Annotated in this window: 19 protein-coding genes and 1 tRNA gene; 6 read left to right on the top strand and 14 right to left on the bottom strand. The window is 69.3% G+C overall.

The window, feature by feature from the left end:
* Window positions 1-87 precede the first annotated feature (87 nt).
* The 7 genes from tgt to gyrA form a co-directional block, all read right to left on the bottom strand.
* Window positions 88-1236, bottom strand: coding sequence for a tRNA guanosine(34) transglycosylase Tgt (gene tgt / locus GBB76_RS03875; protein WP_152302067.1), 1149 nt, complete (start codon window positions 1234-1236; stop codon window positions 88-90).
* Entirely contained in the window at window positions 1233-2321 is a 1089-nt protein-coding gene (gene queA / locus GBB76_RS03870; RefSeq protein WP_152302066.1) for a tRNA preQ1(34) S-adenosylmethionine ribosyltransferase-isomerase QueA, read from the bottom strand. The genes tgt and queA overlap by 4 nt, the downstream gene beginning before the upstream one ends.
* A gap of 125 nt (window positions 2322-2446) precedes the next feature.
* Window positions 2447-2908, bottom strand: a complete 462-nt coding sequence (locus GBB76_RS03865; RefSeq protein ID WP_152302065.1) for a peptidylprolyl isomerase — start codon at window positions 2906-2908, stop codon at window positions 2447-2449.
* A gap of 45 nt (window positions 2909-2953) precedes the next feature.
* Entirely contained in the window at window positions 2954-3511 is a 558-nt protein-coding gene (locus GBB76_RS03860) for a peptidylprolyl isomerase (protein WP_152302064.1), read from the bottom strand.
* Between the two features lie 42 nt (window positions 3512-3553).
* Window positions 3554-4063, bottom strand: a complete 510-nt coding sequence (gene coaD, locus GBB76_RS03855) for a pantetheine-phosphate adenylyltransferase (protein ID WP_152302063.1) — start codon at window positions 4061-4063, stop codon at window positions 3554-3556.
* 91 nt (window positions 4064-4154) lie between these two features.
* A complete protein-coding gene (locus tag GBB76_RS03850; RefSeq protein WP_152302062.1) occupies window positions 4155-4736 on the bottom strand; it encodes a TIGR00730 family Rossman fold protein in 582 nt (193 codons plus the stop codon).
* 83 nt (window positions 4737-4819) lie between these two features.
* Window positions 4820-7576 carry a DNA gyrase subunit A gene (gene gyrA / locus GBB76_RS03845; protein WP_152302061.1) on the bottom strand — a complete coding sequence of 919 codons (2757 nt, stop codon included), beginning with the start codon at window positions 7574-7576 and terminating at the stop codon, window positions 4820-4822.
* Between the two features lie 377 nt (window positions 7577-7953).
* On the opposite strand from gyrA, the gene GBB76_RS03840 reads away from it, so the two are divergent.
* Entirely contained in the window at window positions 7954-8580 is a 627-nt protein-coding gene (locus GBB76_RS03840) for a MarC family protein (RefSeq protein WP_152302060.1), read from the top strand.
* 21 nt (window positions 8581-8601) lie between these two features.
* Here the strand turns inward: GBB76_RS03840 and GBB76_RS03835 are convergent, their stop codons facing one another.
* Together GBB76_RS03835 and ssb are read right to left on the bottom strand one after the other, a co-directional pair.
* Window positions 8602-9000 (bottom strand): DUF2306 domain-containing protein, encoded by a 399-nt coding sequence (locus GBB76_RS03835; RefSeq protein WP_152302059.1) that lies wholly within the window; start codon window positions 8998-9000, stop codon window positions 8602-8604.
* A 331-nt stretch (window positions 9001-9331) separates the two neighbouring features.
* Window positions 9332-9880, bottom strand: a complete 549-nt coding sequence (ssb, locus tag GBB76_RS03830; RefSeq protein WP_152302058.1) for a single-stranded DNA-binding protein — start codon at window positions 9878-9880, stop codon at window positions 9332-9334.
* Between the two features lie 261 nt (window positions 9881-10141).
* Between ssb and GBB76_RS18715 the strand changes: the two genes are divergently transcribed.
* Window positions 10142-10306, top strand: a complete 165-nt coding sequence (locus GBB76_RS18715; protein WP_202911164.1) for a hypothetical protein — start codon at window positions 10142-10144, stop codon at window positions 10304-10306.
* Between the two features lie 67 nt (window positions 10307-10373).
* On the top strand, window positions 10374-13277 hold the full coding sequence (uvrA, locus tag GBB76_RS03825) for an excinuclease ABC subunit UvrA (RefSeq protein ID WP_152302057.1): 2904 nt from the start codon (window positions 10374-10376) through the stop codon (window positions 13275-13277).
* Window positions 13278-13371: 94 nt separating this feature from the next.
* Here the strand turns inward: uvrA and GBB76_RS03820 are convergent, their stop codons facing one another.
* A complete protein-coding gene (locus GBB76_RS03820) occupies window positions 13372-14439 on the bottom strand; it encodes a COX15/CtaA family protein (RefSeq protein WP_152302056.1) in 1068 nt (355 codons plus the stop codon).
* Window positions 14440-14594: 155 nt separating this feature from the next.
* Between GBB76_RS03820 and GBB76_RS03815 the strand changes: the two genes are divergently transcribed.
* Window positions 14595-14837, top strand: a complete 243-nt coding sequence (locus tag GBB76_RS03815; RefSeq protein WP_152302055.1) for a DUF2842 domain-containing protein — start codon at window positions 14595-14597, stop codon at window positions 14835-14837.
* A gap of 18 nt (window positions 14838-14855) precedes the next feature.
* On the opposite strand, the gene GBB76_RS03810 is transcribed toward GBB76_RS03815, so the two are convergent.
* From GBB76_RS03810 to GBB76_RS03800, 3 genes are all read right to left on the bottom strand, one after another.
* Window positions 14856-16343 carry a lipopolysaccharide biosynthesis protein gene (locus GBB76_RS03810; RefSeq protein ID WP_246669031.1) on the bottom strand — a complete coding sequence of 496 codons (1488 nt, stop codon included), beginning with the start codon at window positions 16341-16343 and terminating at the stop codon, window positions 14856-14858.
* 107 nt (window positions 16344-16450) lie between these two features.
* Window positions 16451-16528, bottom strand: a tRNA-Pro gene (locus GBB76_RS03805).
* A gap of 21 nt (window positions 16529-16549) precedes the next feature.
* A complete protein-coding gene (locus GBB76_RS03800) occupies window positions 16550-17077 on the bottom strand; it encodes a GNAT family acetyltransferase (RefSeq protein ID WP_152302054.1) in 528 nt (175 codons plus the stop codon).
* A 149-nt stretch (window positions 17078-17226) separates the two neighbouring features.
* Between GBB76_RS03800 and GBB76_RS03795 the strand changes: the two genes are divergently transcribed.
* The gene (locus GBB76_RS03795) at window positions 17227-17910 is read left to right on the top strand and encodes a nitroreductase (protein ID WP_371717079.1); all 684 of its coding nucleotides are present in this window, start codon (window positions 17227-17229) and stop codon (window positions 17908-17910) included.
* Here GBB76_RS03795 and GBB76_RS03790 read toward each other — a convergent pair.
* Window positions 17883-19427, bottom strand: coding sequence for an aldehyde dehydrogenase family protein (locus GBB76_RS03790; RefSeq protein ID WP_152302053.1), 1545 nt, complete (start codon window positions 19425-19427; stop codon window positions 17883-17885). The two genes, GBB76_RS03795 and GBB76_RS03790, sit on opposite strands and share 28 nt — an antisense overlap.
* A 342-nt stretch (window positions 19428-19769) precedes the next feature.
* Here GBB76_RS03790 and GBB76_RS03785 point away from each other — a divergent pair, with 342 nt between their 5' ends.
* The gene (locus GBB76_RS03785) at window positions 19770-20192 is read left to right on the top strand and encodes a septal ring lytic transglycosylase RlpA family protein (RefSeq protein WP_152302052.1); all 423 of its coding nucleotides are present in this window, start codon (window positions 19770-19772) and stop codon (window positions 20190-20192) included.
* The last annotated feature ends 568 nt before the right edge of the window (window positions 20193-20760 follow it).

The raw sequence follows: 20760 nt of genomic DNA, 5'->3' as shown, positions 1-20760 counted from the left end.
AGCCGGGATCGTCCGCGGCCGGGCGCATCTCCTTCGGCATGCGATCCCGGATCGCGCCCTTGGCGCGTCCGGGATGACGCTTTTCCCTCACCGCGCCGGGATATCCCCGCGCGCCCAGCCTTCCTTGACCTCGGCCTTGAACGCGTCGAAACGCCCCTCGGCGATGGCGGCGCGGATGCCGGCCATCAGGCTCTGGTAATAGGCAAGGTTCACCCAGGTCAGCAGCATCGAGCCCAGCATCTCGTCGCAGCGCACGAGGTGGTGGAGATAGGCGCGCGAATAGTCCCGCGCCGCCGGGCAGTCGCTTTCCTCGTCGAGCGGGCGCGGGTCGTCGGCGTGGCGGGCGTTCTTCAGGTTGATCTTGCCGAAGCGGGTGAAGGCCTGCGCGTGGCGGCCGGCCCGCGTCGGCATCACGCAATCGAACATGTCGACACCGCGTGCCACGCTCTCGATGATGTCGTCGGGGGTGCCGACGCCCATGAGGTAGCGCGGCTTGTCCACCGGGAGGATCGGCGTCACCACTTCCAGCATGGCCAGCATCACCGCCTGCGGCTCGCCGACCGCGAGGCCGCCGATGGAATAGCCGGGGAAGTCGATATCGACGAGCCCGCGCGCGGATTCCTCGCGCAGCGCCGCGTCGTCGCCGCCCTGCACGATGCCGAACAGCGCCCTGCCCTTCGGTTGCGCCTCGAACGCCTTCTTCGAGCGCTTGGCCCAGCGCAGCGAGAGGTTCAGCGCGCGGGCGATCTCCTCCTTTGAGGCCGGCAGGCGCACGCACTCATCCAGTTGCATCTGGATGTCGGAGCCGAGCAGGCCCTGTATCTCGACCGAACGCTCCGGGGTCAGTTCGTAGTAGGCGCCGTCAATATGCGAGCGGAAGGTCACGCCCTTCTCGCTCATCTTGCGGAGCGCCGCGAGCGACATGACCTGGAAGCCGCCGGAATCGGTCAGGATCGGGTGCGGCCAGCGCATCAGCGCGTGCAGCCCGCCGAGCCGGTCTACCCGTTCCGCGCCGGGACGCAGCATCAGATGATAGGTGTTGCCGAGCAGGATATCGGCGCCGAGGTCGCGCACCTGCTCGGGATACATGCCCTTGACCGTGCCGGCGGTCCCGACCGGCATGAAGGCGGGCGTGCGCACCACGCCGCGCGGGGTGACGACCTCGCCGAGGCGGGCGGCCCCGTCGGTGGCGTTCAGGCGGTAATGGAAGTCGCGGGGATGCAGTTCGTCGGTCATGCCGGGGCTTTTGGCAGCAAAAGGCAGGCGTCGCCATAGGAATAGAAACGGTAGCCGCTGGCGATCGCGTGAGCGTAGGCGCGCTTCTGCGTCTCGTGCCCGACAAAGGCCGCTACCAGCATGACCAGCGTCGAGCGCGGCAGGTGGAAATTGGTGAGCATGCCGCCGATGAAGCGGAAACGCGTGCCGGGCGTGATGAAGATGTCGGTCTCGCCGCGCCAGGCCGCCAGCCGGCCGTCCTCCGACGCCGCGCTCTCGATGAGCCGCGTCGCCGTCGTGCCGATGGTGACAACGCGCCCGCCGCGCGCCTTCACCGCGTTCAGCGCCGCCGCGGTGTCGGCGGACACCTCGCCCCATTCCGCATGCATGCGGTGATCGGCGGTGTCGTCGGCCTTCACCGGCAGGAAGGTGCCGGCGCCGACATGCAGCGTCACGCGATGGGTCTCGATGCCGCGCGCGGCGAGGCGCTCGATCAGGCCGGGCGTGAAGTGCAGCCCCGCCGTCGGTGCGGCGACCGATCCCTCATGGGCGGCGAACATGGTCTGGTAATCGGCGCGGTCGCGCGCGTCCTCGGTCCGCTTGGCGGCGATGTAGGGCGGCAGCGGGACATGGCCGATGGCAGCGATGGCGGCGTCGAGATCGGCGCCGGCGAGGTCGAAGCGCAGAGTGACCTCCCCGCCCTCGCCCTTCCCCTCGACGCGGGCGGCAAGCCGGGGGGCTCCGGCCTCGGAACCCGCGAACTCGACCGTGTCGCCGGTGGCGAGGCGCTTGCCCGGCCGCGCGAAGGCAAGCCAGAGATCGGGGCCGACGCGCTTGTGCAGCATGGCCTCGACCTGCACGCCCCCGCCCTGCGAGGAGACGCGCCGGCGCACCCCGTCGAGCCGGGCCGGCACGACGCGGGTGTCGTTCACCACCAGCGCGTCGCCGGGCTGGAGAAGCTCCGGCAGGTCGCGCACATGGGCGTCGGCAAGCTCGGGCGTACCCTCCGGCCGCACGACGAGCATGCGGGCGGCATCGCGCGGCGAGACCGGCCGCAGCGCGATGCACTCGGGCGGAAGCTCGAAATCGAACAGGTCGACACGCATGGTCTTTCGCCGTCATCCCGGGCGCCGCGCGGCGGCGCACCGGGATCGGGCTCCCCTTTATAAGACGATCCCGGAGACGGCCTCGCGGCCGTTCCGGGATGACGCCACGTCTACAGGAAAGTCGATCAGGCGGCGGAGACGCTCGCCTTGACGATCTTGTCGGGGTTCGACACCGGCTCGCCGCGCTTGATCTTGTCGACATTCTCCATGCCTTCCACGACCTCGCCCCACACGGTGTACTGGCCGTCGAGGAAGGAGGCGTCGCCGAAGCAGATGAAGAACTGGCTGTCGCCGGAATCGGGGTGCTGGGCGCGGGCCATCGAGGCGGTACCGCGCACGTGGCGGCCCTTGTTGAACTCGGCCTTCAGCTTCTTGCCGGAGCCGCCGGTGCCGTTGCCGAACTGGCCGTCGCCGGTCTGGGCCATGAAGCCCTCGATGACGCGGTGGAACGGCACGTTGTTGTAGAAGCCCTCGGTCGCCAGTTCGGCGATGCGCGCGACGTGGTTCGGCGCGAGGTCGGAGCGGAAGCGGATCTTGACCGGGCCCTGCGTCGTCTCGAGCAGCAGGAAATTGGCGGTATCGGACATTGTGGTCTCCTTCAAAAATTCACGAAAGGGCGTGGCGGGTGCCGGTCACTTCACGTCGGAGGCGACCTTCATCGAGAGGATCTTGTCCGGGTTCTGGACAGGTTCGCCGCGCTTGATCTTGTCGACATTCTCCATGCCGGAAACGACCTGACCGATGACGGTGTACTGGCCGTTCAGGAAGGAGGCGTCGCCGAAGGTGATGAAAAACTGCGAGTTGGCGCTGTTCGGGGCCGAGGAGCGGGCCATGCCCACCGTGCCACGCTTGAAGGGAACGCTCGAGAACTCGGCCGGCAGGTTCGGGTAGCGGGAGCCGCCGGTGCCGTTGCCGTACTGGCCGTCGCCGGTCTGGGCCATGAAGCCCTCGATGACGCGATGGAACGGCACGTTGTCGTAATAGCCCTCGCGCGCGAGCGTCTTGATGCGCTCGGCATGCTGCGGGGCGAGATCGGTGCGCAGCACGAACACCACCGGGCCCTTGGTGGTCTGCATGATGATGGCGTTCTGCGGATCGACGTTCGGCGGCAGCTTGGGGGCCTGCTGGGCCGCCGCGGGCAGCACCAGCGCGCCCATGAGGGCGAAGGCGGCGATCAGGGTTCGGATCATCGAATGGAACTCCGTTGAGCGATGGCGGGTCGCGGCCCGCCGCTAGCCGTTGCGTCCGAACCGGCCCCGCAGGCGGGCGAGCACGGCGGGCGGAACGAAGGCGGAAACGTCGCCGCCCATGGCGGCGATCTGCCTGACCAGAGTGGCGGTGATGGGGCGGGCGATGGGCGAGGCCGGCAGAAAAACCGTCTGCACACGGGGCTTCAGCACCGCGTTCATGCCGGCCATCTGCATCTCGTAGTCGAGGTCGGTGCCGTCGCGCAGGCCCCGGATCAGCAGGCTGGCGCCCTGCGCCTCGGCGGCATCGACCACCAGATTGTCGAAGGTCACGCAGGCGAGCGCGGCACCCTCCGCGCGGGCGATCGGCTCGAACACCTCGCGCAGCATGTCGAGCCGCTCGGCGGCGGGAAACAGCGGCGTCTTGCCGGGATGGACGCCCACCCCCACCACCAGCCGGTCGACCAGCCGCGCGGCCGCGCGCGCGACCTCGACATGGCCGTTGGTCGGCGGATCGAACGAGCCGGGATAGAAGGCGGTGCGCGTTGCGCTCATGCGGTGCCTCTCGATGCGGGGCAAGCGTTAGCGACCTCCCGCCGTCGACGCAAGCGCAACGGGCGGCCCATGCCTCCCGCGACGTCATCGGCTACCGCTCGGCGCGGTCGATCCATTTCGTCACCTGCGGCGCGCGATAGTCCCTAAGCCCGGCAAGCAGCGCCTCGGGGTCATCCGCCACCAGCAGCATGTCGCGGTGGGCGGCGCGCATGAAGCCCTCTTCCACCGCATGGTCGACGAAGCGCAGCAGCGGGCGGTAGTAGCCGGCGACGTCGAGAACGGCGCAGGGCTTCTCATGGCTGCCGAGCTGCGCCCAGGTCCACACCTCGAACAGTTCCTCCAGCGTGCCGATGCCGCCCGGCAGGGCGACGAAGGCGTCGGCGAGGCTCGCCATCAGCGCCTTGCGCTCGTGCATGGAGCCGACCACGCGCAAATCCGACAGGCCGAGATGGGCGACCTCCTTGTCGACAAGGCGCTGCGGAATGACGCCGATCACCTCGCCGCCGGCGGCGAGCGCGGCGTCGGCCAGCGCGCCCATCAGCCCGACCGAGGCGCCGCCATAGACGAGGCCGATGCGCTCACGGGCCAGCAGCCGGCCGAAATCGAGCGCGGCCTGGCGGTATTCCGGCCGGCGGCCGGCATTGGAGCCGAGAAAGACGCAGATACGTCGCATGTTTCACCTCGCTGGCGGGCGGCATGAAAACGGCGCCGTCACCGGCGCCGTTCATTCGCGGGGGAAGGAGCGGGGGCGGCGGATCAGTCCGCCGCTTCCTCTCCGCCGTCCTCGCCGTCTTCCTCGGTGACGCGCTCGACCGAGACGACCTTCTCGTCATCGGCGGTGTCGAACACGATCACACCCTGGCTGCCGCGGCCGACGATGCGGATGCCGTTGACCGGGCAGCGGATAAGCTGGCCGCCATCGGTGACGAGCATGATCTGGTCGGCTTCCTCCACCGGGAAGGAGGCGATCAGCGGTCCGTTGCGCTCGTTCACCGCCATGGCGACGATGCCCTTTCCGCCGCGCCGCGTGGTGCGGTACTCGAAGGACGAGGTGCGCTTGCCGTAGCCGTTCTCCGACAGGGTGAGGATGAACTGCTCGGCGGCGCTCATGGCGACGTAGCGGGACTGGTCGAAGGCCGTCGCCGGCACGCCGGCCTCGACCTCCTCGATCACGTCCTCGACCTCCATGTCGGTGACGTCCTCTCCCTCGCCGCCGCCCTGGGCGCGGCGGACGGCATTGGCGCGCTTGATGTATTCGGTGCGCTCGCCGGAGGTGGCGTCGAGATGGCGGATGATCGCCATCGAGATCAGCTTGTCGCCATCCTCGAGCTGGATGCCGCGCACGCCCATCGAATCGCGGCCCTTGAAGACGCGGACCTCGGTGACGGGGAAGCGGATGCACTGGCCGTTGGCACTGGTCAGCAGGACGTCGTCGCTCTCGGTGCAGAGCTGGACATCGGCGATGGACTCGCCCTCCTCCAGCTTCATCGCGATCTTGCCGTTCCGGTTCACATTGGTGAAGTCGGAAAGCTCGTTGCGCCGCACCGTGCCGCCGGTGGTGGCGAACATGATCTGTAGCCGGCTCCACGTCTCCTCGTCCGGCAGCGCCATGATGGAGGTTATGCGCTCGCCCTCGGTCAGCGGCAGGATGTTGACCAGCGCCTTGCCGCGCGATTGCGGGGCGGCCATCGGCAGGCGCCAGACCTTGAGCTTGTAGACCTGCCCCTTGGAGGAGAAGAACAGCACCGGGGCATGGGTGGAGGCGACGAACAGGCGGGTGACGAAATCCTCGTCCTTGGTCTGCATCGCCGAGCGGCCCTTGCCGCCGCGTCGCTGCGCCCGGTAGGTGGAGAGCGGAACGCGCTTCACATAGCCGGTGTGGGACACGGTCACGACCATGTCTTCGCGGGCGATCAGGTCCTCATCCTCGAAATCGCCCTCGGCCTCGGCGATCTCGGTCTTGCGCGGCGTGCCGAACTCGGCCTTCACCGCCAGCAGCTCGTCCTTGACGATAGTGCGGATGCGCTCGCGGCTGGCGAGGATGTCGAGATACTCGCGGATCTCGACCGCGATCTTGTCGAGTTCGTCGGCCACCTCGTCGCGGCCCAGTGCTGTGAGGCGCTGTAGGCGCAGGTCGAGGATGGCGCGGGCCTGTTCCAGCGACAGCCGGTAGGTGTCGTCCGGCCCGAGCAGATGGCGCGGATCGTCGATCAGCGCGATCAGCGGGGCGACGTCCAGCGCCGGCCAGTGCCGCGTCATCAGCGCGTCGCGCGCGGTCGCGGGGTCTGGCGACGTGCGGATGGTGTGGATCACCTCGTCAATGTTCGCCACCGCGATGGCGAGGCCGACCAGGACATGGGCACGGTCGCGCGCCTTGCGCAGCAGGAATTTGGTGCGCCGGCTAACAACCTCCTCGCGGAAGGCGACGAAGGCCGTCAGCAGGTCGAGAAGCGTCATCAGCGCCGGCTTGCCGCCGTTGAGCGCCACCATGTTGGCGCCGAAGGAGGTCTGCAGCGCCGTCATGCGGTAGAGGTTGTTCAGCACGACGTCGGCCTGGGAATCGCGCTTGATCTCGAAGACCACGCGCATGCCCTCGCGCGAGCTTTCGTCGCGGATCTCGGCGATGCCCTCGAGGCGCTTCTCGCGCACCAGCTCGGCGATGCGCTCGATCATCGTCGCCTTGTTCACCTGATAGGGAATCTCGGTGACGATGATGGCGTCGCGGTCCTTGCGGATCTCCTCGATGACCGCGCGCGAGCGCATGACGATGGAGCCGCGCCCGGTGAGGTAGGCCTGGCGGATGCCGCTGCGGCCGAGGATGAGCGCGCCGGTCGGGAAATCGGGGCCGTGGATGTAGTCGAGCAGCCGCTCGACATCGAGCGCCGGGTCGTCGATCAGCGCGACGCAGGCATCCACCACCTCGCCGAGATTGTGCGGCGGGATGTTGGTCGCCATGCCGACCGCGATGCCGCCGGCGCCGTTGACCAGCAGGTTCGGGAAGCGGGCGGGGAGAACCGTCGGCTCCTGCTCGCGCCCGTCATAATTGTCCTGGAAGTCGACCGTGTCCTTGTCGAGATCGTCCAGCAGATTCATCGCCGGCTTGGCGAGGCGGACTTCGGTGTAGCGCTCGGCCGCCGGAGGGTCGCCGTCGACGGAGCCGAAATTGCCCTGCCCGTCGATCAGCGGCAGGCGCATGGAGAAGTCCTGCGCCAGACGCACCAGCGCGTCGTAGATCGCCTGGTTGCCGTGCGGATGGTACTTGCCCATCGTGTCGCCGGTGACGCGGGCGGATTTGTTGTAGGGCCGGTCAGGCGTGTAATTGTTCTCGCGCATCGAGAACAGGATGCGGCGATGCACCGGCTTGAGGCCGTCGCGCACGTCGGGCAGAGCGCGCGAGACGATCACGCTCATCGCGTAGTCGAGATAGCTGCGCGACAATTCTTCGGTAATCGAGACGGGCCGGATGTCCGAAGGACCGCCGCCCTCCGGCTTTAACGTATCGGAATCGGACAAGGATTCGACTTTCCGTGGTTGCGGAACAGGTGCTCCTGTGTAGCCGATTCCGGTTTGCGACGCCAGTTCGGCCGCGTTTTGACGGTCGCGAAAAGACTAGCAATAACAAAGTATTACAGCCACGTTTCCACAAGCGTCGCGGATCGTGGCGGAAGCGTGGCGCAAAGGACCCCGATGCCGGTGCGGAACAGGCCTCGGCACGGCCCGGAACCGCCCTTCCGGGCGGAAGACGGCCGGCCCCTCTCGCACTGCGGGCATCTGCATAACGTGACGTCGGGGTGCCGCTTGGCAGTTCCGGCGGCGCGCGGTCTTATAGGCGGATGGGGCGGCCCTCCCGGCCGCGACGGGACGCGCAAGGCGCGCGATGGGGCTGGAACGTGCTCGACTACCTGTTCTCCGCCGTGGTGACGATGGCGGTCGTCATCGATCCGATCGGTCTCGCGCCGCTGTTCCTCGCCGTCACCACCGACCTGACCGCGCAGGAGCGCCGGCTCGTCGCCCTGCGCTCGGCCGGCATCGCGCTGGCGATCCTCGTGGTGTTCGGGCTGGTGGGGGCGCCGCTGCTCGCCGCGCTCGGCATCACCCTGCCCGCCTTCCGCATCGCGGGCGGGCTGCTGCTGTTCACCATTTCCTTCGAGATGGTGTTCGGCCGCCGCACCGAGCGCAAGTTCGACGCCTCCGAGGTCGCCCAGCGCGAGAAGCTGCTGCGCACGCTGGCCGTCTTCCCGCTGGCGATTCCGCTGATGGCGGGACCGGGCGCGATCACCGCCATGCTGCTGCTGGCCGGCGAGGCACATGGCGATCCGGCGCGGCTGGCGCTGCTGTTCCTCATCACCGTGCTGGTGATCGGGAGCTGCCTCGGCGTCTTCCTGCTGGCGGAGCGCACCGACAAGCTGCTCGGCGTCACCGGCAACGTCATCCTGTCGCGCCTGCTTGGCATCGTGCTGGCGGCGCTGGCGGTGCAGTTCGTCATCGACGGGATCAGGGCGTCGTTTCTCGGCTGAGGGACCGCCGCTCATGCCGGCTCAGTTGCCGAACACGACCTGATGCAGGATCCGGCCGGGCCAGAGCGTGAACAGCCCGGCCAGCACCAGCCCGCCGTAGAACAGGCCGGTCATCCCCTTAGCATGGAGCCTCGCCTCGTGGCGATGGGCGCGCCACAGCGCCATGGGCAGCGCCCAGAGCACGAAGAGCGAGAGCAGGTGGATGGGGCCGAACGGGCCGATCCAGCGCATCCCGTGGATCCAGAAGGACGAGACCGCCACCGCCGCCATCAGCGCCGCCCAGATCCAGCCGAGGGAGCGATGCGGCAGCGTGCCCTTGGGCGCGGCGAACTGGACGGCCCCCAGGGCCAGAGCGGCGACGGCGACGAAGGTGTGGAGCCGGATGGCGGGCGAGGCGTCGAGCAGGGGTGCAAGGTTCATCCACGGCATCCTTCGCCGACCCGGCGCGGAGTGGCGACATACCCGGACTCTCCGGCGGGGCGCTCGCCGACAGACCCAAGGGCACGAAGCGCACCGCTCAAGAAGCCAGCGGTTCCACGCTCGAGGAAGCCTCTCCGCCGGCCAGTTCCCACGGCACGATCCGGTCCGAACCGTCGCCCGGCCCCGGCGCGCGCCCACCCGAGGCGTCGACGGCCGGACGGTTACCCGATCCTGCCGATCCCTGCCCGATCCCGGGGAGCCGTCGCACCTTGCACCGGCTGGGGCTCCCGAAGCCATCAGGCCGGCGGCGCGGCCGCCGCCGATGCCTGCGTCAGAACGGGATCTCGTCGTCGAGGTCCCCGCCCCCGAACTTGCCACCGCCACCACCACCGCTCGCGGGGGCAGGCTTGCGCTCGCCGCCCGAGGCGCGCGAGGCCGAGCCGCCGCCGAAGCTGCTGCCGGAGCCGGAGCCGAAATCGCTGCCCGCGCTGTAGTCGTCGCCGCCGCCACCGCCCTCGGAGCCGCCGCTGCGGCTGTCGAGAATGGTCAGCTCGCCCCGGAACGGGCGCAGCACGACCTCGGTGAAATAGCGCTCGCCGCCATTCTGGTCGGTAGCCTTGCGGGTCTCGATCTGGCCCTCGATGTAGACCTTGGTGCCCTTGCGCAGATACTGCTCGGCCACGCGCAGCAGGTTCTCGTTGAAGATCACCACGCTGTGCCACTCGGTGCGCTCCTTGCGCTCGCCGGTGGCCTTGTCGCGCCAGGTTTCCGAGGTGGCGATGCGCAGATTGCACACCCGCCCGCCATTCTGGAAGGTACGCACCTCGGGGTCGCGCCCGAGATTGCCGATCAGGATAACCTTGTTGACGCTGCCCGCCATATTGTCCTCCGATAAGGGACGCCCGCGGCGGCGCGCGCGCGTCGTTCAAGCCGCTATCTTAGCCCAGGCGCCGGCGCCATGCGCCCCCACCGGCCCGCCTGTCCACATTTAGGCGGGGGCGCCGGGTCATGCCATGCAAGATCGTTCTTGTTATGTTCCTAACATTATGGCTAGTTTGACGCAAGACGATGAGTCGCTCGTTGCAGTGGCGGAGACCAGCACTATGTTAACGCTGTGAATGCCGCAGGGAGTGTTCCCGTCATGAATGATCCGCGTAACCGCCGGCGCGCCCGCGCCACCGCCATTGCCCTGCGTGCCGAGGATGCGCGCCAGGCGCTGATCCGGCGCGCCCTGCTCGCCGTAACCGGCGGCATGATCGCGGCCGCCGCGCTCGCCGCCCTCGCGCTGAAGGGCGCCGGCATCTGAGTTTCGTCGGGACGGGCGGCCGCCCCCGCGATATGTTTCTGGCACAGCCCGTCAAGATGAGACCGGAATGAAGGACCGCGTGGACCCGCCGCGCCGCGATGCCCGTTCGATTACGATACGCGGCGCCCGCGAGCACAATCTCAAGAATGTCGATCTCGAAATCCCGCGCGACAGCCTCGTCGTGTTCACGGGCCTGTCGGGTTCGGGCAAGTCGTCGCTTGCCTTCGACACCATCTATGCCGAGGGCCAGCGGCGCTATGTCGAGAGCCTTTCGGCCTATGCGCGCCAGTTCCTGGAGATGATGCAGAAGCCGGACGTCGACCAGATCGACGGCCTGTCGCCGGCCATCTCCATCGAGCAGAAGACCACCTCGAAGAATCCGCGCTCGACGGTCGGCACCGTCACCGAGATCTACGACTATATGCGCCTGCTGTGGGCGCGCGTGGGCATCCCCTACTCGCCCGCCACCGGCCTGCCGATCGAGAGCCAGACGGTCAGCCAGATGGTCGACCGCGTGCTCGCCCTGCCGGAAAAGACCCGCCTCTATCTGCTCGCCCCCGTGGTGCGCGGGCGCAAGGGCGAGTACCGCAAGGAACTTGCCGAGTTTCAGAAGAAGGGCTTCCAGCGCGTCAAGGTGGACGGCGAGTTCCACGAGATCGCCGAGGCGCCCGCGCTCGACAAGAAGTTCAAGCACGACATCGACGTGGTGGTGGACCGCCTCGTCGTGCGGCCCGACATCGCCAGCCGGCTGGCGGATTCCTTCGAGACCGCGCTCGGCCTTGCCGACGGCATCGCGGTGATCGAGTTCGCCGACGAGAAGGACGAGGACGGCGAGGCGCGCCGCATCGTGTTCTCGGAGAAGTTCGCCTGTCCGGTCTCCGGCTTCACCATCGCCGAGATCGAACCGCGCCTGTTCTCCTTCAACAACCCGTTCGGCGCCTGCCCGACCTGCGACGGGCTCGGCCATGAGAGCAAGATCGACCCGAACCTCATCGTGCCGGACAAGTCCCGCACGCTGAAGCAGGGCGCCATCGCGCCCTGGGCGAAGTCGACCTCGCCCTATTACGGCCAGACGCTGGACGCCATCGCCCGCCATTACGGCGTCAAGCTCACCGTGCCGTGGGCCGACCTGCCGGAAAAGGTGCAGGACGTCATCCTCAACGGCTCCAAGGCGGAGACGATCCGCTTCGTCTATGACGACGGCATGCGCGCCTATGAGACGGTGAAGACCTTCGAAGGCATCGTCACCAATCTGGAGCGCCGCTGGCGCGAGACCGAGAGCGACTGGGCCCGCGAGGAGATCGGCAAGTATTTCTCCGCCGTTCCCTGCGCCGCCTGCCACGGCTATCGGCTCAAGCCCGAGGCGCTGGCGGTGAAGATCGCCGGCAGCCATATCGGGCTAGCCGCGCAGCTTTCCGTGCGCACGGCGCTGGACTGGTTCGCGCAGCTTCCCGCCCAGCTCACCGACAAGCAGAACGAGATCGCCGCGCGCATCCTCAAGGAGATCCGCGAGCGCCTCGCCTTCCTGCTCGATGTCGGGCTCGACTATCTCACGCTGGCGCGCTCCTCCGGCACGCTGTCGGGCGGTGAGAGTCAGCGCATCCGCCTCGCCTCGCAGATCGGTTCGGGGCTGACCGGCGTGCTCTACGTGCTGGACGAGCCCTCCATCGGCCTGCACCAGCGCGACAATGAGCGCCTGCTCGGGACGCTGCGGCGGCTGCGCGACCTCGGCAACACGGTGATCGTGGTCGAGCACGATGAGGACGCGATCCTCGCCGCCGACTATGTGGTGGATGTCGGCCCCGGCGCCGGCGTGCATGGCGGGCGCATCGTCGCCCAGGGCACCCCGCGCGAGATCCTCGCCAACCCGAACTCGCTCACCGGCAAGTACCTCACCGGCGAGCTGACCGTGCCGGTGCCCAAGCGCCGCAAGCCGGACCGCAAGCGCCTGCTGCGCGTCGTCAACGCGCGCGCCAACAACCTGAAGAACGTCACGGCGGAAATCCCGCTCGGCCTGTTCACCGCCGTCACCGGCGTCTCGGGCGGCGGCAAGTCGACCCTGCTGGTCGATACGCTGTACCGCGCCGTAGCGCGCCGGCTCAACGGCGCCTCCGATCCCCCGCTCGCCTATGACGGGCTGGAGGGGCTGGAGCACCTCGACAAGGTGATCGACATCGACCAGTCGCCGATCGGGCGCACGCCGCGCTCGAACCCGGCGACCTATACCGGCGCCTTCACGCCGATCCGCGAATGGTTCTCCGGCCTGCCGGAGGCCAAGGCGCGCGGCTACGGGCCGGGGCGCTTCTCGTTCAACGTCAAGGGCGGGCGCTGCGAGGCGTGCCAGGGCGACGGCGTCATCAAGATCGAGATGCACTTCCTGCCCGACGTCTACGTCACCTGCGACGTCTGCAAGGGCAAGCGCTACAACCGCGAGACGCTGGAAGTCGCCTTCAAGGGCAAGTCGATCGCCGACGTGCTCGACATGACGGTCGAGGAAGGCGCCGAGTTCTTCAAGGCGGTGCCGGCGGTGCGCGAGAAGCTGGAGACGCTCTCGCGTGTCGGGCTCGACTACATCAAGGTTGGCCAGCAGGCCAACACGCTGTCGGGCGGCGAGGCGCAGCGGGTGAAGCTCTCCAAGGAACTGTCGCGCCGGGCCACCGGGCGCACTCTCTACATCCTCGACGAGCCAACCACCGGCCTGCATTTCGCCGACGTCGCCAAGCTGCTCGAAGTCCTGCACGAACTGGTCGAGCAGGGCAATACGGTGGTGGTCATCGAGCATAATCTCGAAGTCATCAAGACCGCCGACTGGGTGATCGACCTCGGCCCCGAGGGCGGCGACGGCGGCGGCGAAATCGTCGCGGCCGGGCCGCCGGAGGTGATCGCCAAGAGCGAGCGCAGCCACACCGGCCGCTTCCTCGCCGAAGTGCTGGCGCGCCGCCCGCTCAAGCCGCGCAGCGCGGCCGAATAGGCAGGCGCGGTCGGCTCGACCCGTCCGGGGGAGGGTCGTCCCGGACGGTCCTCAGGACCGATCCGGGATCGTCGCCCGCAGGATAGGCGCCGCGTCAGGCGTCCTCGTGCAGCCGCACAAGGTTCACCGTCACCGCGATCAGCACCAGCGTCGCGCCGAACTGGTGCGCCAGCGCGATGTCGATCGGCACCTGGTGAACCAGCGTCCAGACGCCGAGAAAGGCCTGCGCCCACACCAGCCCGAGGATCAGCGTCGCCCGCCGGCGAACCGCCCCGCCGACGCGCCGCGCGCTCAGCCAGTGGCCGAGCGCCAGCGCCAGCAGCAGATAGGCCACGAGCCGGTGGTTGAACTGCACGGTGAGCACGTTCTCGAAGAAGTTCCGCCAGACCGGCTGCTGCACGAAGAGATCGGCCGCTGGCGGGATGATGTGCCCGTCCATCAGCGGCCAGGTCGTGTAGGTCAGCCCCGCGTCGAGCCCGGCCACCAGCCCGCCGAGGAATATCTGCAGAGCCACGACCGCGAACAGGATTCGCGCATAGCCCCGCAGCCAGTCCGGTGAGGGGCGCCGCTCGGCCGGGGCCTTGAGCGAGACCGCGACCGCCACGGTGGCGGCGAGGATGAAGCAGGCGAGCGTGAGATGGGTGGCGAGCCGGTACTGGCTCACATCGACCCGGTTCACCAGCCCCGAGGCGACCATCCACCAGCCGACCGCCCCCTGCATTCCGCCGAGCACGAACAGCCCGGACAGCTTCCAGCCGAGTGCGCGGTCGATCAGTCCGCGCCAGAGGAAGAACAGGAAGGGCAGCAGGAAGACGAAGCCGATCAGCCGGCCCAGCAGCCGGTGGCCCCATTCCCACCAGAAGATGTACTTGAACTCGTCGAGGCTCATGCCCCGGTTGACCTGCTGGTATTGCGGAATCTGCCGGTACTTGTCGAACTCGGCCTGCCACGCCGCGTCGGAGAGCGGCGGCAGCGTGCCGGCGACGGGCTTCCATTCGGTGATGGAGAGGCCGGATTCGGTGAGTCGGGTCGCCCCGCCGACCACGACCATCAGCACGATCATCGCCGCGACGGCATAGAGCCACAGGCGTACCGGGCGCAGACGGTCGGCGGTGGAGGACACGACGTCGGCCGGCGGCGTCGCGGGTAGATCGAGGGCCATTGCGTTGCGCTCCCTGCACTGGCGGCCGCCAGCCCCACCGGCCGTCCCGCGCCGGGCGGCTTCCGCCCGGGCGCGGCGAGCGATATAGAGGCGGGCGCCCGCGCGCAACGAGACTCTTTGTCCCGCGCGCCGGGGGAGTCCAGCCGGAGCCCGACATGAACGACAACCGCCCCGCCCCCACCGGCCGCCTGCGCAAATTCGTCGGCACGCTGGCGCTCGTCGTTCTGGTGGTGTTCTGGGCGCTCGGCGCCATGGCGCTGGCGCAGGGCCGCGTCACCACCCTGCCCGCCTTCTGGCAGTTCGTGGCCTATGTGATCCTCGGCACAGGCTGGATCGTGCCCGCCGCCTGGATCATCCGCTGGATGCTGAAATACGACCGCCGCCCGGAGACGCTGTAGGGCGCGGGGCGCCGGCCCTCACGCCGCGCGCGACAGGGTGCCGGCGGGAGCCTCGGGCGTGAACGTCACCATGGCAATGTCGCCGAAGCCCTGCGCCGCCAGCCCATCGAAGGCCTGTACCGCGTCGGTCGCCAGCCCGCCCGGGCGCGTCACCAGAATGGTGGTCGGGGTGAGCGCGGCGATGCGGCCGGCACCTTCGACGCCATCGAGCGGCGGCGCCGCGACGATAACGTGGTCGTAGGTCTGGGTCAGCGCCGTGAGAATCAGCGGCAGACGGTCGGCGGCGACCAGCCCGGCCGCCTCGCGCGCGCCGCGACCGGGCGGGATCACATGGCAGCGCGAGGCGCTCTCGCGGTGAATGGCGTCGGAGAAGCTCGCCACGCCGAACAGCAGGTCGGTCAGGCCCGGCGCACGCGGATCGCCGGCGAGGCCGTCCAGCGTCGGCGAGCTCATTTCGAGGCAGACGAGGACGATGCGCCGGTCGGCGGTCGCCGCCAGCGAGCGGCCGAGCGCCACCGCGCAGCGGGCGATTCCCTCATCGCTGACCGGGCCGGTCACCAGCACCAGCCGCGCGGCCGCCCCGCGCACTTCGACGAGCCGCGAGAGGTCGGCGAGTTCGCGCTCGCGCGCCGGCATGCGGCGGGCCAGCGTGCCCTTCTGATGCGGGTCGTCGCTCTCCGCGCCGATCCACGGCAGGTGCTGCATCGCATGGGCCGGCACTTCCGGCATGGGCACGGCGCCGAATTCCTGTCCGGCGGTGCGGGTCCGGCGGCGGGCGAAGGCCTGGAAGCCCATGACGAGCAGGAAGGTGCCGAGGCCGGCGGTCAGGCTCGAAACAAGCGGAGTCGGCCAGCGCGGCGTCATGGCCGGCGCGGCCGAGGCGAGCATGCGCGCCGGCGCCGGCGGGGAGGCGTTCGCGTCCATGCTGAACGGCCCGCGGCTCTCGCGCAGTTCCAGATAGTTGGTGGCGAAGGCATTGGCGACGTCGGCCGAAAGGCGCGGGTCGGGCGAGATGAAATCGATGGCGATCTGGCCGGCGCCGGTCTCGCGGACGGACAGGCCGCGCTCGACGGTGCGCAGCGCCAGCGACTGCCGCGATTCCTGCCCGGGCGGCGGGCTGGCCGAGAAGCCGGCGACGCGGAGCGCGGCGCCGGACAGGGCGGCCGTGACGCCACCCAGCGGCGCCGCCAGCCGCGTCGTGAGGCGGTTCTGCTCGATCACATGGCGGGCGAAGTCGCGCGAGGTCAGGACCTGCACGCCGTCACGGCCGGCGGCGAAACTGCGGCTGTCGGTCCAGATGCGCGCCTGCGACTGATAGCGCGGGGTGCTGACCAGGCTGACGATTCCCCCAACGAGAAGCCCGGCAAAGAGAGGCGCGAGAAGATAGCGGCGCAGGCGGCGGGCGGCGCTGTCCGGCGGAATCGTCCCGGCCTGCGGCGTTCCCTCATCGGGCAACGGCGCGGCGCTCGGGGCAAGGATCTCGCTCGGCTCCATCATGGTGCCCATTAGGCACCGTCATGGTTTCCACCGTGTTAAAGACCCGCCGAATGATGGGGAGCCGCACGCCGTCGCGGCGCTTGCGGAAATGGCCGGTGGGATGATCGGCGGAAAAATGGTCGGAGCGAGAGGATTTGAACCTCCGACCCCTAGTCCCCCAGACTAGTGCGCTAACCAGGCTGCGCTACGCTCCGACGCCGTGAGGCGTCGCCTGTCTAGCCATTTGCCGGCCGCGATGCAAGCCGGGCGGCATCGTCTGCGGTGCCCTCTCCACCTTCCTGCGCCTCGGGCTCGGGGCCGACCTCCCGCTCGGTCGCCGCGCTCAGGCGCTGGAACACGCCGAGCGAGACCAGCGTCAGGCAGCCGGCCCCCAGCAGCAGCGCGGCGTAGACCACATTCGAAATGTCTTCCCGCGCGGTTTCGAACACCAGAACCAGCGCCTCGAGAAAGATGGCGATGACGATGGTGGAGATGAACTTGGTCAGCCCGCGCCGGGCGTCGGCGGCGGTGCGCTTCTCGCGGCCCGCCGGCACTTCCTCCTCGAAGAAATACTTGGCCACATCGAACAGGGCGATGGCGACGATGAGGTAGCCGACCACGGACAGCAGCGAGCCGTGCAGCGGGTCCTGCCCGGCCAGCGCGTCGCGGATCGCCGCATAGGGCGCGTAGACGAGAAGGATGGCAGCCACGCCCATCAGGGCGCAGGCGGCGATGGCGAAGACGACGCGGATGAGAAGGCTCATGTGAGAAAGCTCATGCGGGTTCCCCTATCGGAATGCCGTTCCAGCTAGAGCGGCGCGCGGCGGCGGCAAGGCCCCGTGCCTTCGGGGGTGCCGGACGGGACGGAATGCGCCATATGATGGAGCACCGGATCAGCAACGGAACCGCCGCCGTGAACCATCACAGCCAAGGCCACACGCACGGCCCGGATGCCCCGGCGCCGGGCGGGGATGCCGGGCCAGCACAGGACATCGCGCCCCTGCCCGACATGCTGGCGCGGCTGGGGGCGCGACGCTCCGCCCCGCTGCGCGGCCTCGTCGAGCCCGGACCGACGCCGGACGAGCTGGACGCCATGCTGGTGCTGGCTGCCCGCGTGCCCGATCACGGCCGGCTGGTGCCCTGGCGCTTCATCGTCGTGGCGGGCGAGGCGCGCCGGACGCTGGGGGAGCGGCTCGACGCGCTCTACGCCCGCCAGAACCCGGAGCTTCCCGCCGCCAAGGCGGACATGTGGACGCTCTACCTGTCCCGCGCGCCGGTGACGGTGGTGCTGGTCAGCCGTCCGGACCGCGCAGCAAAGGTGCCGGAATGGAATCAGGTGCTCTCGGCCGGCGCGGCGGGCATGGCGCTGACGGTCGCCGCCAGCGCGCTCGGCTTCGCCACCCAATGGCTGCTCAAATGGCCGGGCCGCGATGCCGAGGCGGCCGCCCTGCTGGGCGTGGGGCCGCAGGAGAAGGTCGCCGGTTTCATCCATATCGGCCGGCCGGCGCGTGTGAACGAGGACCGGCCGCGACCGGCCCTCGACACGGTGGTCAGCGTCTGGTCGCCCGATCAGTCGATATCGAACGACACGCCCTGAGCCAGCGGCAGGGCGCGCGAGTAGTTGATGGTGTTGGTGGCGCGCCGCATATAGGCCTTCCACGCATCCGAACCGGACTCGCGCCCGCCGCCGGTCTCCTTCTCGCCGCCGAAGGCGCCGCCGATCTCGGCACCCGAGGGGCCGATATTCACATTGGCAATGCCGCAGTCGGAGCCCTCCACCGAGAGGAAGGCCTCCGCCTCGCGCAGATCGTTGGTGAAGATCGACGAGGACAGGCCCTGCGGCACGCCATTGTGCAGGGCGATGGCCTCTTCGAGGCTGGAGGTGCGCAGCACGTAGAGGATCGGCGCGAAGGTCTCGCGCTTCACGATCTCGGTCTGCTCGTCGATCTCGACCAACGCGGGGCGCACGTAATAGGCGTCCGGATGCTCGCTCGCGAAGACGCGCTCGCCGCCATGAACGCGCGCTCCAGTGGCGCGGGCGGCCTCGAGCGCCGCCTGCATGCCCTCATACGCCGCCTTGTCGATGAGCGGGCCGATCAGCGTGTTGGCTTCGCGCGGATCGCCGATGGCGACCGAGCCATAGGCCCGGGCGAGGCGCGGGACCAGCGTATCGTAGACGCCCGCATCGACGATCAGCCGGCGCAGCGTGGTGCAGCGCTGGCCGGCCGTGCCCATGGCGGCGAAGGCGATGCCGCGCAAGGCAAGGTCGAGATCGGCCGAGGGGCGGATGATGGCGGCATTGTTGCCGCCGAGTTCAAGGATGGACCGGCCGAAGCGGCGCGCGACGCGCTCGCCGACGATGCGGCCCATGCGGGTCGAGCCGGTGGCGGAGACGAGCGGCACGCGCGGGTCGTCGGTCAGCACCGCGCCGATGTCGCCGCCGCCGATGAGAAGCTGCGACAGCCCTTCGGGGGCGCTGCCGAAGGCGCTCGCCGCGCGCTCGAACAGCGCCTGCACGGCCAGCGCGGTCAGCGGGGTCTTCTCCGACGGCTTCCAGATCACGCTGTCGCCGGCGACCAGCGCCAGCGCGGCGTTCCACGACCAGACCGCCACGGGGAAGTTGAACGCCGTGATGATGCCGACCGGCCCGATGGGGTGCCACGTCTCCATCATCCGGTGGCCGGGGCGCTCGGAGGCGATGGTAAGGCCGTAGAGCTGGCGCGACAGGCCAACGGCGAAGTCGCAGATATCGATCATCTCCTGCACTTCGCCGAGACCCTCGGAGACGATCTTGCCGGCTTCCAGCGTGACGAGGCGGCCCAGCTCGGTCTTGTGGGCACGCAGTTCCTCGCCGAGCAGGCGGACAAGCTCGCCGCGGCGCGGCGCCGGCACCGTGCGCCACGCCTCGAAGGCGGTGACGGCGCGGCCGACGGCGCGGGTGGCGTCCTCGGCGGTGGCCTCGGGAACCTCGCCGATAACCTCGCCGGTGATCGGCGAGCGCACCGTCCGGGTGCCGTTGCGCCAGCTCGAATCCGGTACGCCGAGGGCACGCAGGAGCTGCGCCACTTCCTCGCCGGCCGGCCGCTGACCCTTGCCCGTTTCCTTCGTCGCCATGTCACGCTCCTCGTCGCACGACCAACCCGGCCCGCGGCGCTCCCATAGCACCGGGACGGCCGGTAAATCCATCGCGGCTTTCGGCCGACATACCGGCCACGCCGCTTGCCGCAACAACGCTTATCCGCTCTCGCAGCGATCCGTCCGGCACGCCAAATCAAGCACTTAAGAGGCAGGCTACAGCTTGGCGCGCGCGATTGAATTGCTCGCGTTCATCTTGGGGACAACGCCAAGTCTAGAGTGCCATCCCCTCAGATATTTCTTATGCTGCATGTCACGACATAGATGTGCCTTTCCCACTATAGCCACAATGTCGTGATGCCCTGGCCATAATTCCTTTCCATGCACGACTCTGTCTGCAACAGGAGAAGGACGAGGGTATTGACGGCTTGGGGAACGGGACGGGTCGCCAGCGCGGCGTTCGCGGCGGGGATCATCTTTATCACCGGCGGCAATGCTGCCCTTGCTGACCAGAAGAGCAAAATATCGACGTCCGGAATGGCGTCGTATTACGGGTATGGTGGCCGCACGGCGAATGGCGAGCGGCACAGCGCGAGTGCCATGACGGCCGCGCATCGCAGCCTGCCCTTCAACACGAAGGTCCGCGTCACGAACAAGGCCAATGGCCGTTCGGTGGTGGTGCGGATCAACGATCGCGGCCCCTTCGTGAAGGGCCGCATCATCGACGTCTCGACCGCCGTCGCCGATGAACTCGGCTTCCGCAGCCGGGGCGTCGCCAGGGTCGACATCGCCGTCGTCGACTGAGGTCCGAGAAAGACGCCAGACCGGACGCGTCAGCCGTCCCGGTCGCGTGCGGCGTCGAGTATGCGGCGACAGTCCTGAAGCTCGTACAGCGCGGCTTGCAGCCGCTGGACGTCGTCGCGGCTCAGCTTCGCCCGGGCGGGGAACTCGTTCTCCTGTACCCCGCCCGCGCGCAGCGGTGCCTGTGCCGGCGCCTGAGTCACCGGCGTCGGGGCAACCGGCAGCGGCGGCATGGCCTGCGCCGGACGATGGCGCTCCGGCACGTAATCAATGTCCTGACGGGGCTCGTCGACCACGGGCTCGACGGCGACGGGACGGAAGGCGAAAGCCGGCCGGCTCTCAGGCGCGCGCGTCTCCGCGGCCGGCGGTTCCACCGGGCGCGGATCGAAGGGGCGCGGCTCAAAGTCCGCCGCCTCGTCAGCGTCGGGATAGGAAGGCGTCGACGGCGCCGGCGCGAACCGGCCGCCCTCGCCTTCCGGCGCCACGGGCGGCAGCGGCGCCATCGGGCGCGGCGTCGCCTCGGCCCGGCCCAGCGGCGGCTCGACGCGCGGCGGGCGCACCTGCGGCGCCA

This window comes from Ancylobacter sp. TS-1, assembly GCF_009223885.1.
Classification (GTDB): domain Bacteria; phylum Pseudomonadota; class Alphaproteobacteria; order Rhizobiales; family Xanthobacteraceae; genus Ancylobacter.
The sequence above is the reverse complement of the archived record's forward strand: the minus strand, read 5'-3'. Positions and strand labels throughout refer to the sequence as shown.

Bases quoted from the DNA above. Each gene is read 5' to 3' on its own strand.
- GBB76_RS03865 (WP_152302065.1), bottom strand. From the start codon at position 2,908: ATGTCCGATACCGCCAATTTCCTGCTGCTCGAGACGACGCAGGGCCCG.
- GBB76_RS03835 (WP_152302059.1), bottom strand. From the start codon at position 9,000: ATGAACCTTGCACCCCTGCTCGACGCCTCGCCCGCCATCCGGCTCCAC.
- queA (WP_152302066.1), bottom strand. From the start codon at position 2,321: ATGCGTGTCGACCTGTTCGATTTCGAGCTTCCGCCCGAGTGCATCGCG.
- GBB76_RS03800 (WP_152302054.1), bottom strand. From the start codon at position 17,077: ATGAGCCTTCTCATCCGCGTCGTCTTCGCCATCGCCGCCTGCGCCCTG.
- GBB76_RS03820 (WP_152302056.1), bottom strand. From the start codon at position 14,439: ATGGCCCTCGATCTACCCGCGACGCCGCCGGCCGACGTCGTGTCCTCC.
- GBB76_RS18715 (WP_202911164.1), top strand. From the start codon at position 10,142: ATGAATGATCCGCGTAACCGCCGGCGCGCCCGCGCCACCGCCATTGCC.
- GBB76_RS03810 (WP_246669031.1), bottom strand. From the start codon at position 16,343: ATGGGCACCATGATGGAGCCGAGCGAGATCCTTGCCCCGAGCGCCGCG.
- GBB76_RS03850 (WP_152302062.1), bottom strand. From the start codon at position 4,736: ATGCGACGTATCTGCGTCTTTCTCGGCTCCAATGCCGGCCGCCGGCCG.
- GBB76_RS03860 (WP_152302064.1), bottom strand. From the start codon at position 3,511: ATGATCCGAACCCTGATCGCCGCCTTCGCCCTCATGGGCGCGCTGGTG.
- uvrA (WP_152302057.1), top strand. From the start codon at position 10,374: ATGAAGGACCGCGTGGACCCGCCGCGCCGCGATGCCCGTTCGATTACG.
- GBB76_RS03815 (WP_152302055.1), top strand. From the start codon at position 14,595: ATGAACGACAACCGCCCCGCCCCCACCGGCCGCCTGCGCAAATTCGTC.
- GBB76_RS03785 (WP_152302052.1), top strand. From the start codon at position 19,770: ATGCACGACTCTGTCTGCAACAGGAGAAGGACGAGGGTATTGACGGCT.
- ssb (WP_152302058.1), bottom strand. From the start codon at position 9,880: ATGGCGGGCAGCGTCAACAAGGTTATCCTGATCGGCAATCTCGGGCGC.
- coaD (WP_152302063.1), bottom strand. From the start codon at position 4,063: ATGAGCGCAACGCGCACCGCCTTCTATCCCGGCTCGTTCGATCCGCCG.
- GBB76_RS03790 (WP_152302053.1), bottom strand. From the start codon at position 19,427: ATGGCGACGAAGGAAACGGGCAAGGGTCAGCGGCCGGCCGGCGAGGAA.
- tgt (WP_152302067.1), bottom strand. From the start codon at position 1,236: ATGACCGACGAACTGCATCCCCGCGACTTCCATTACCGCCTGAACGCC.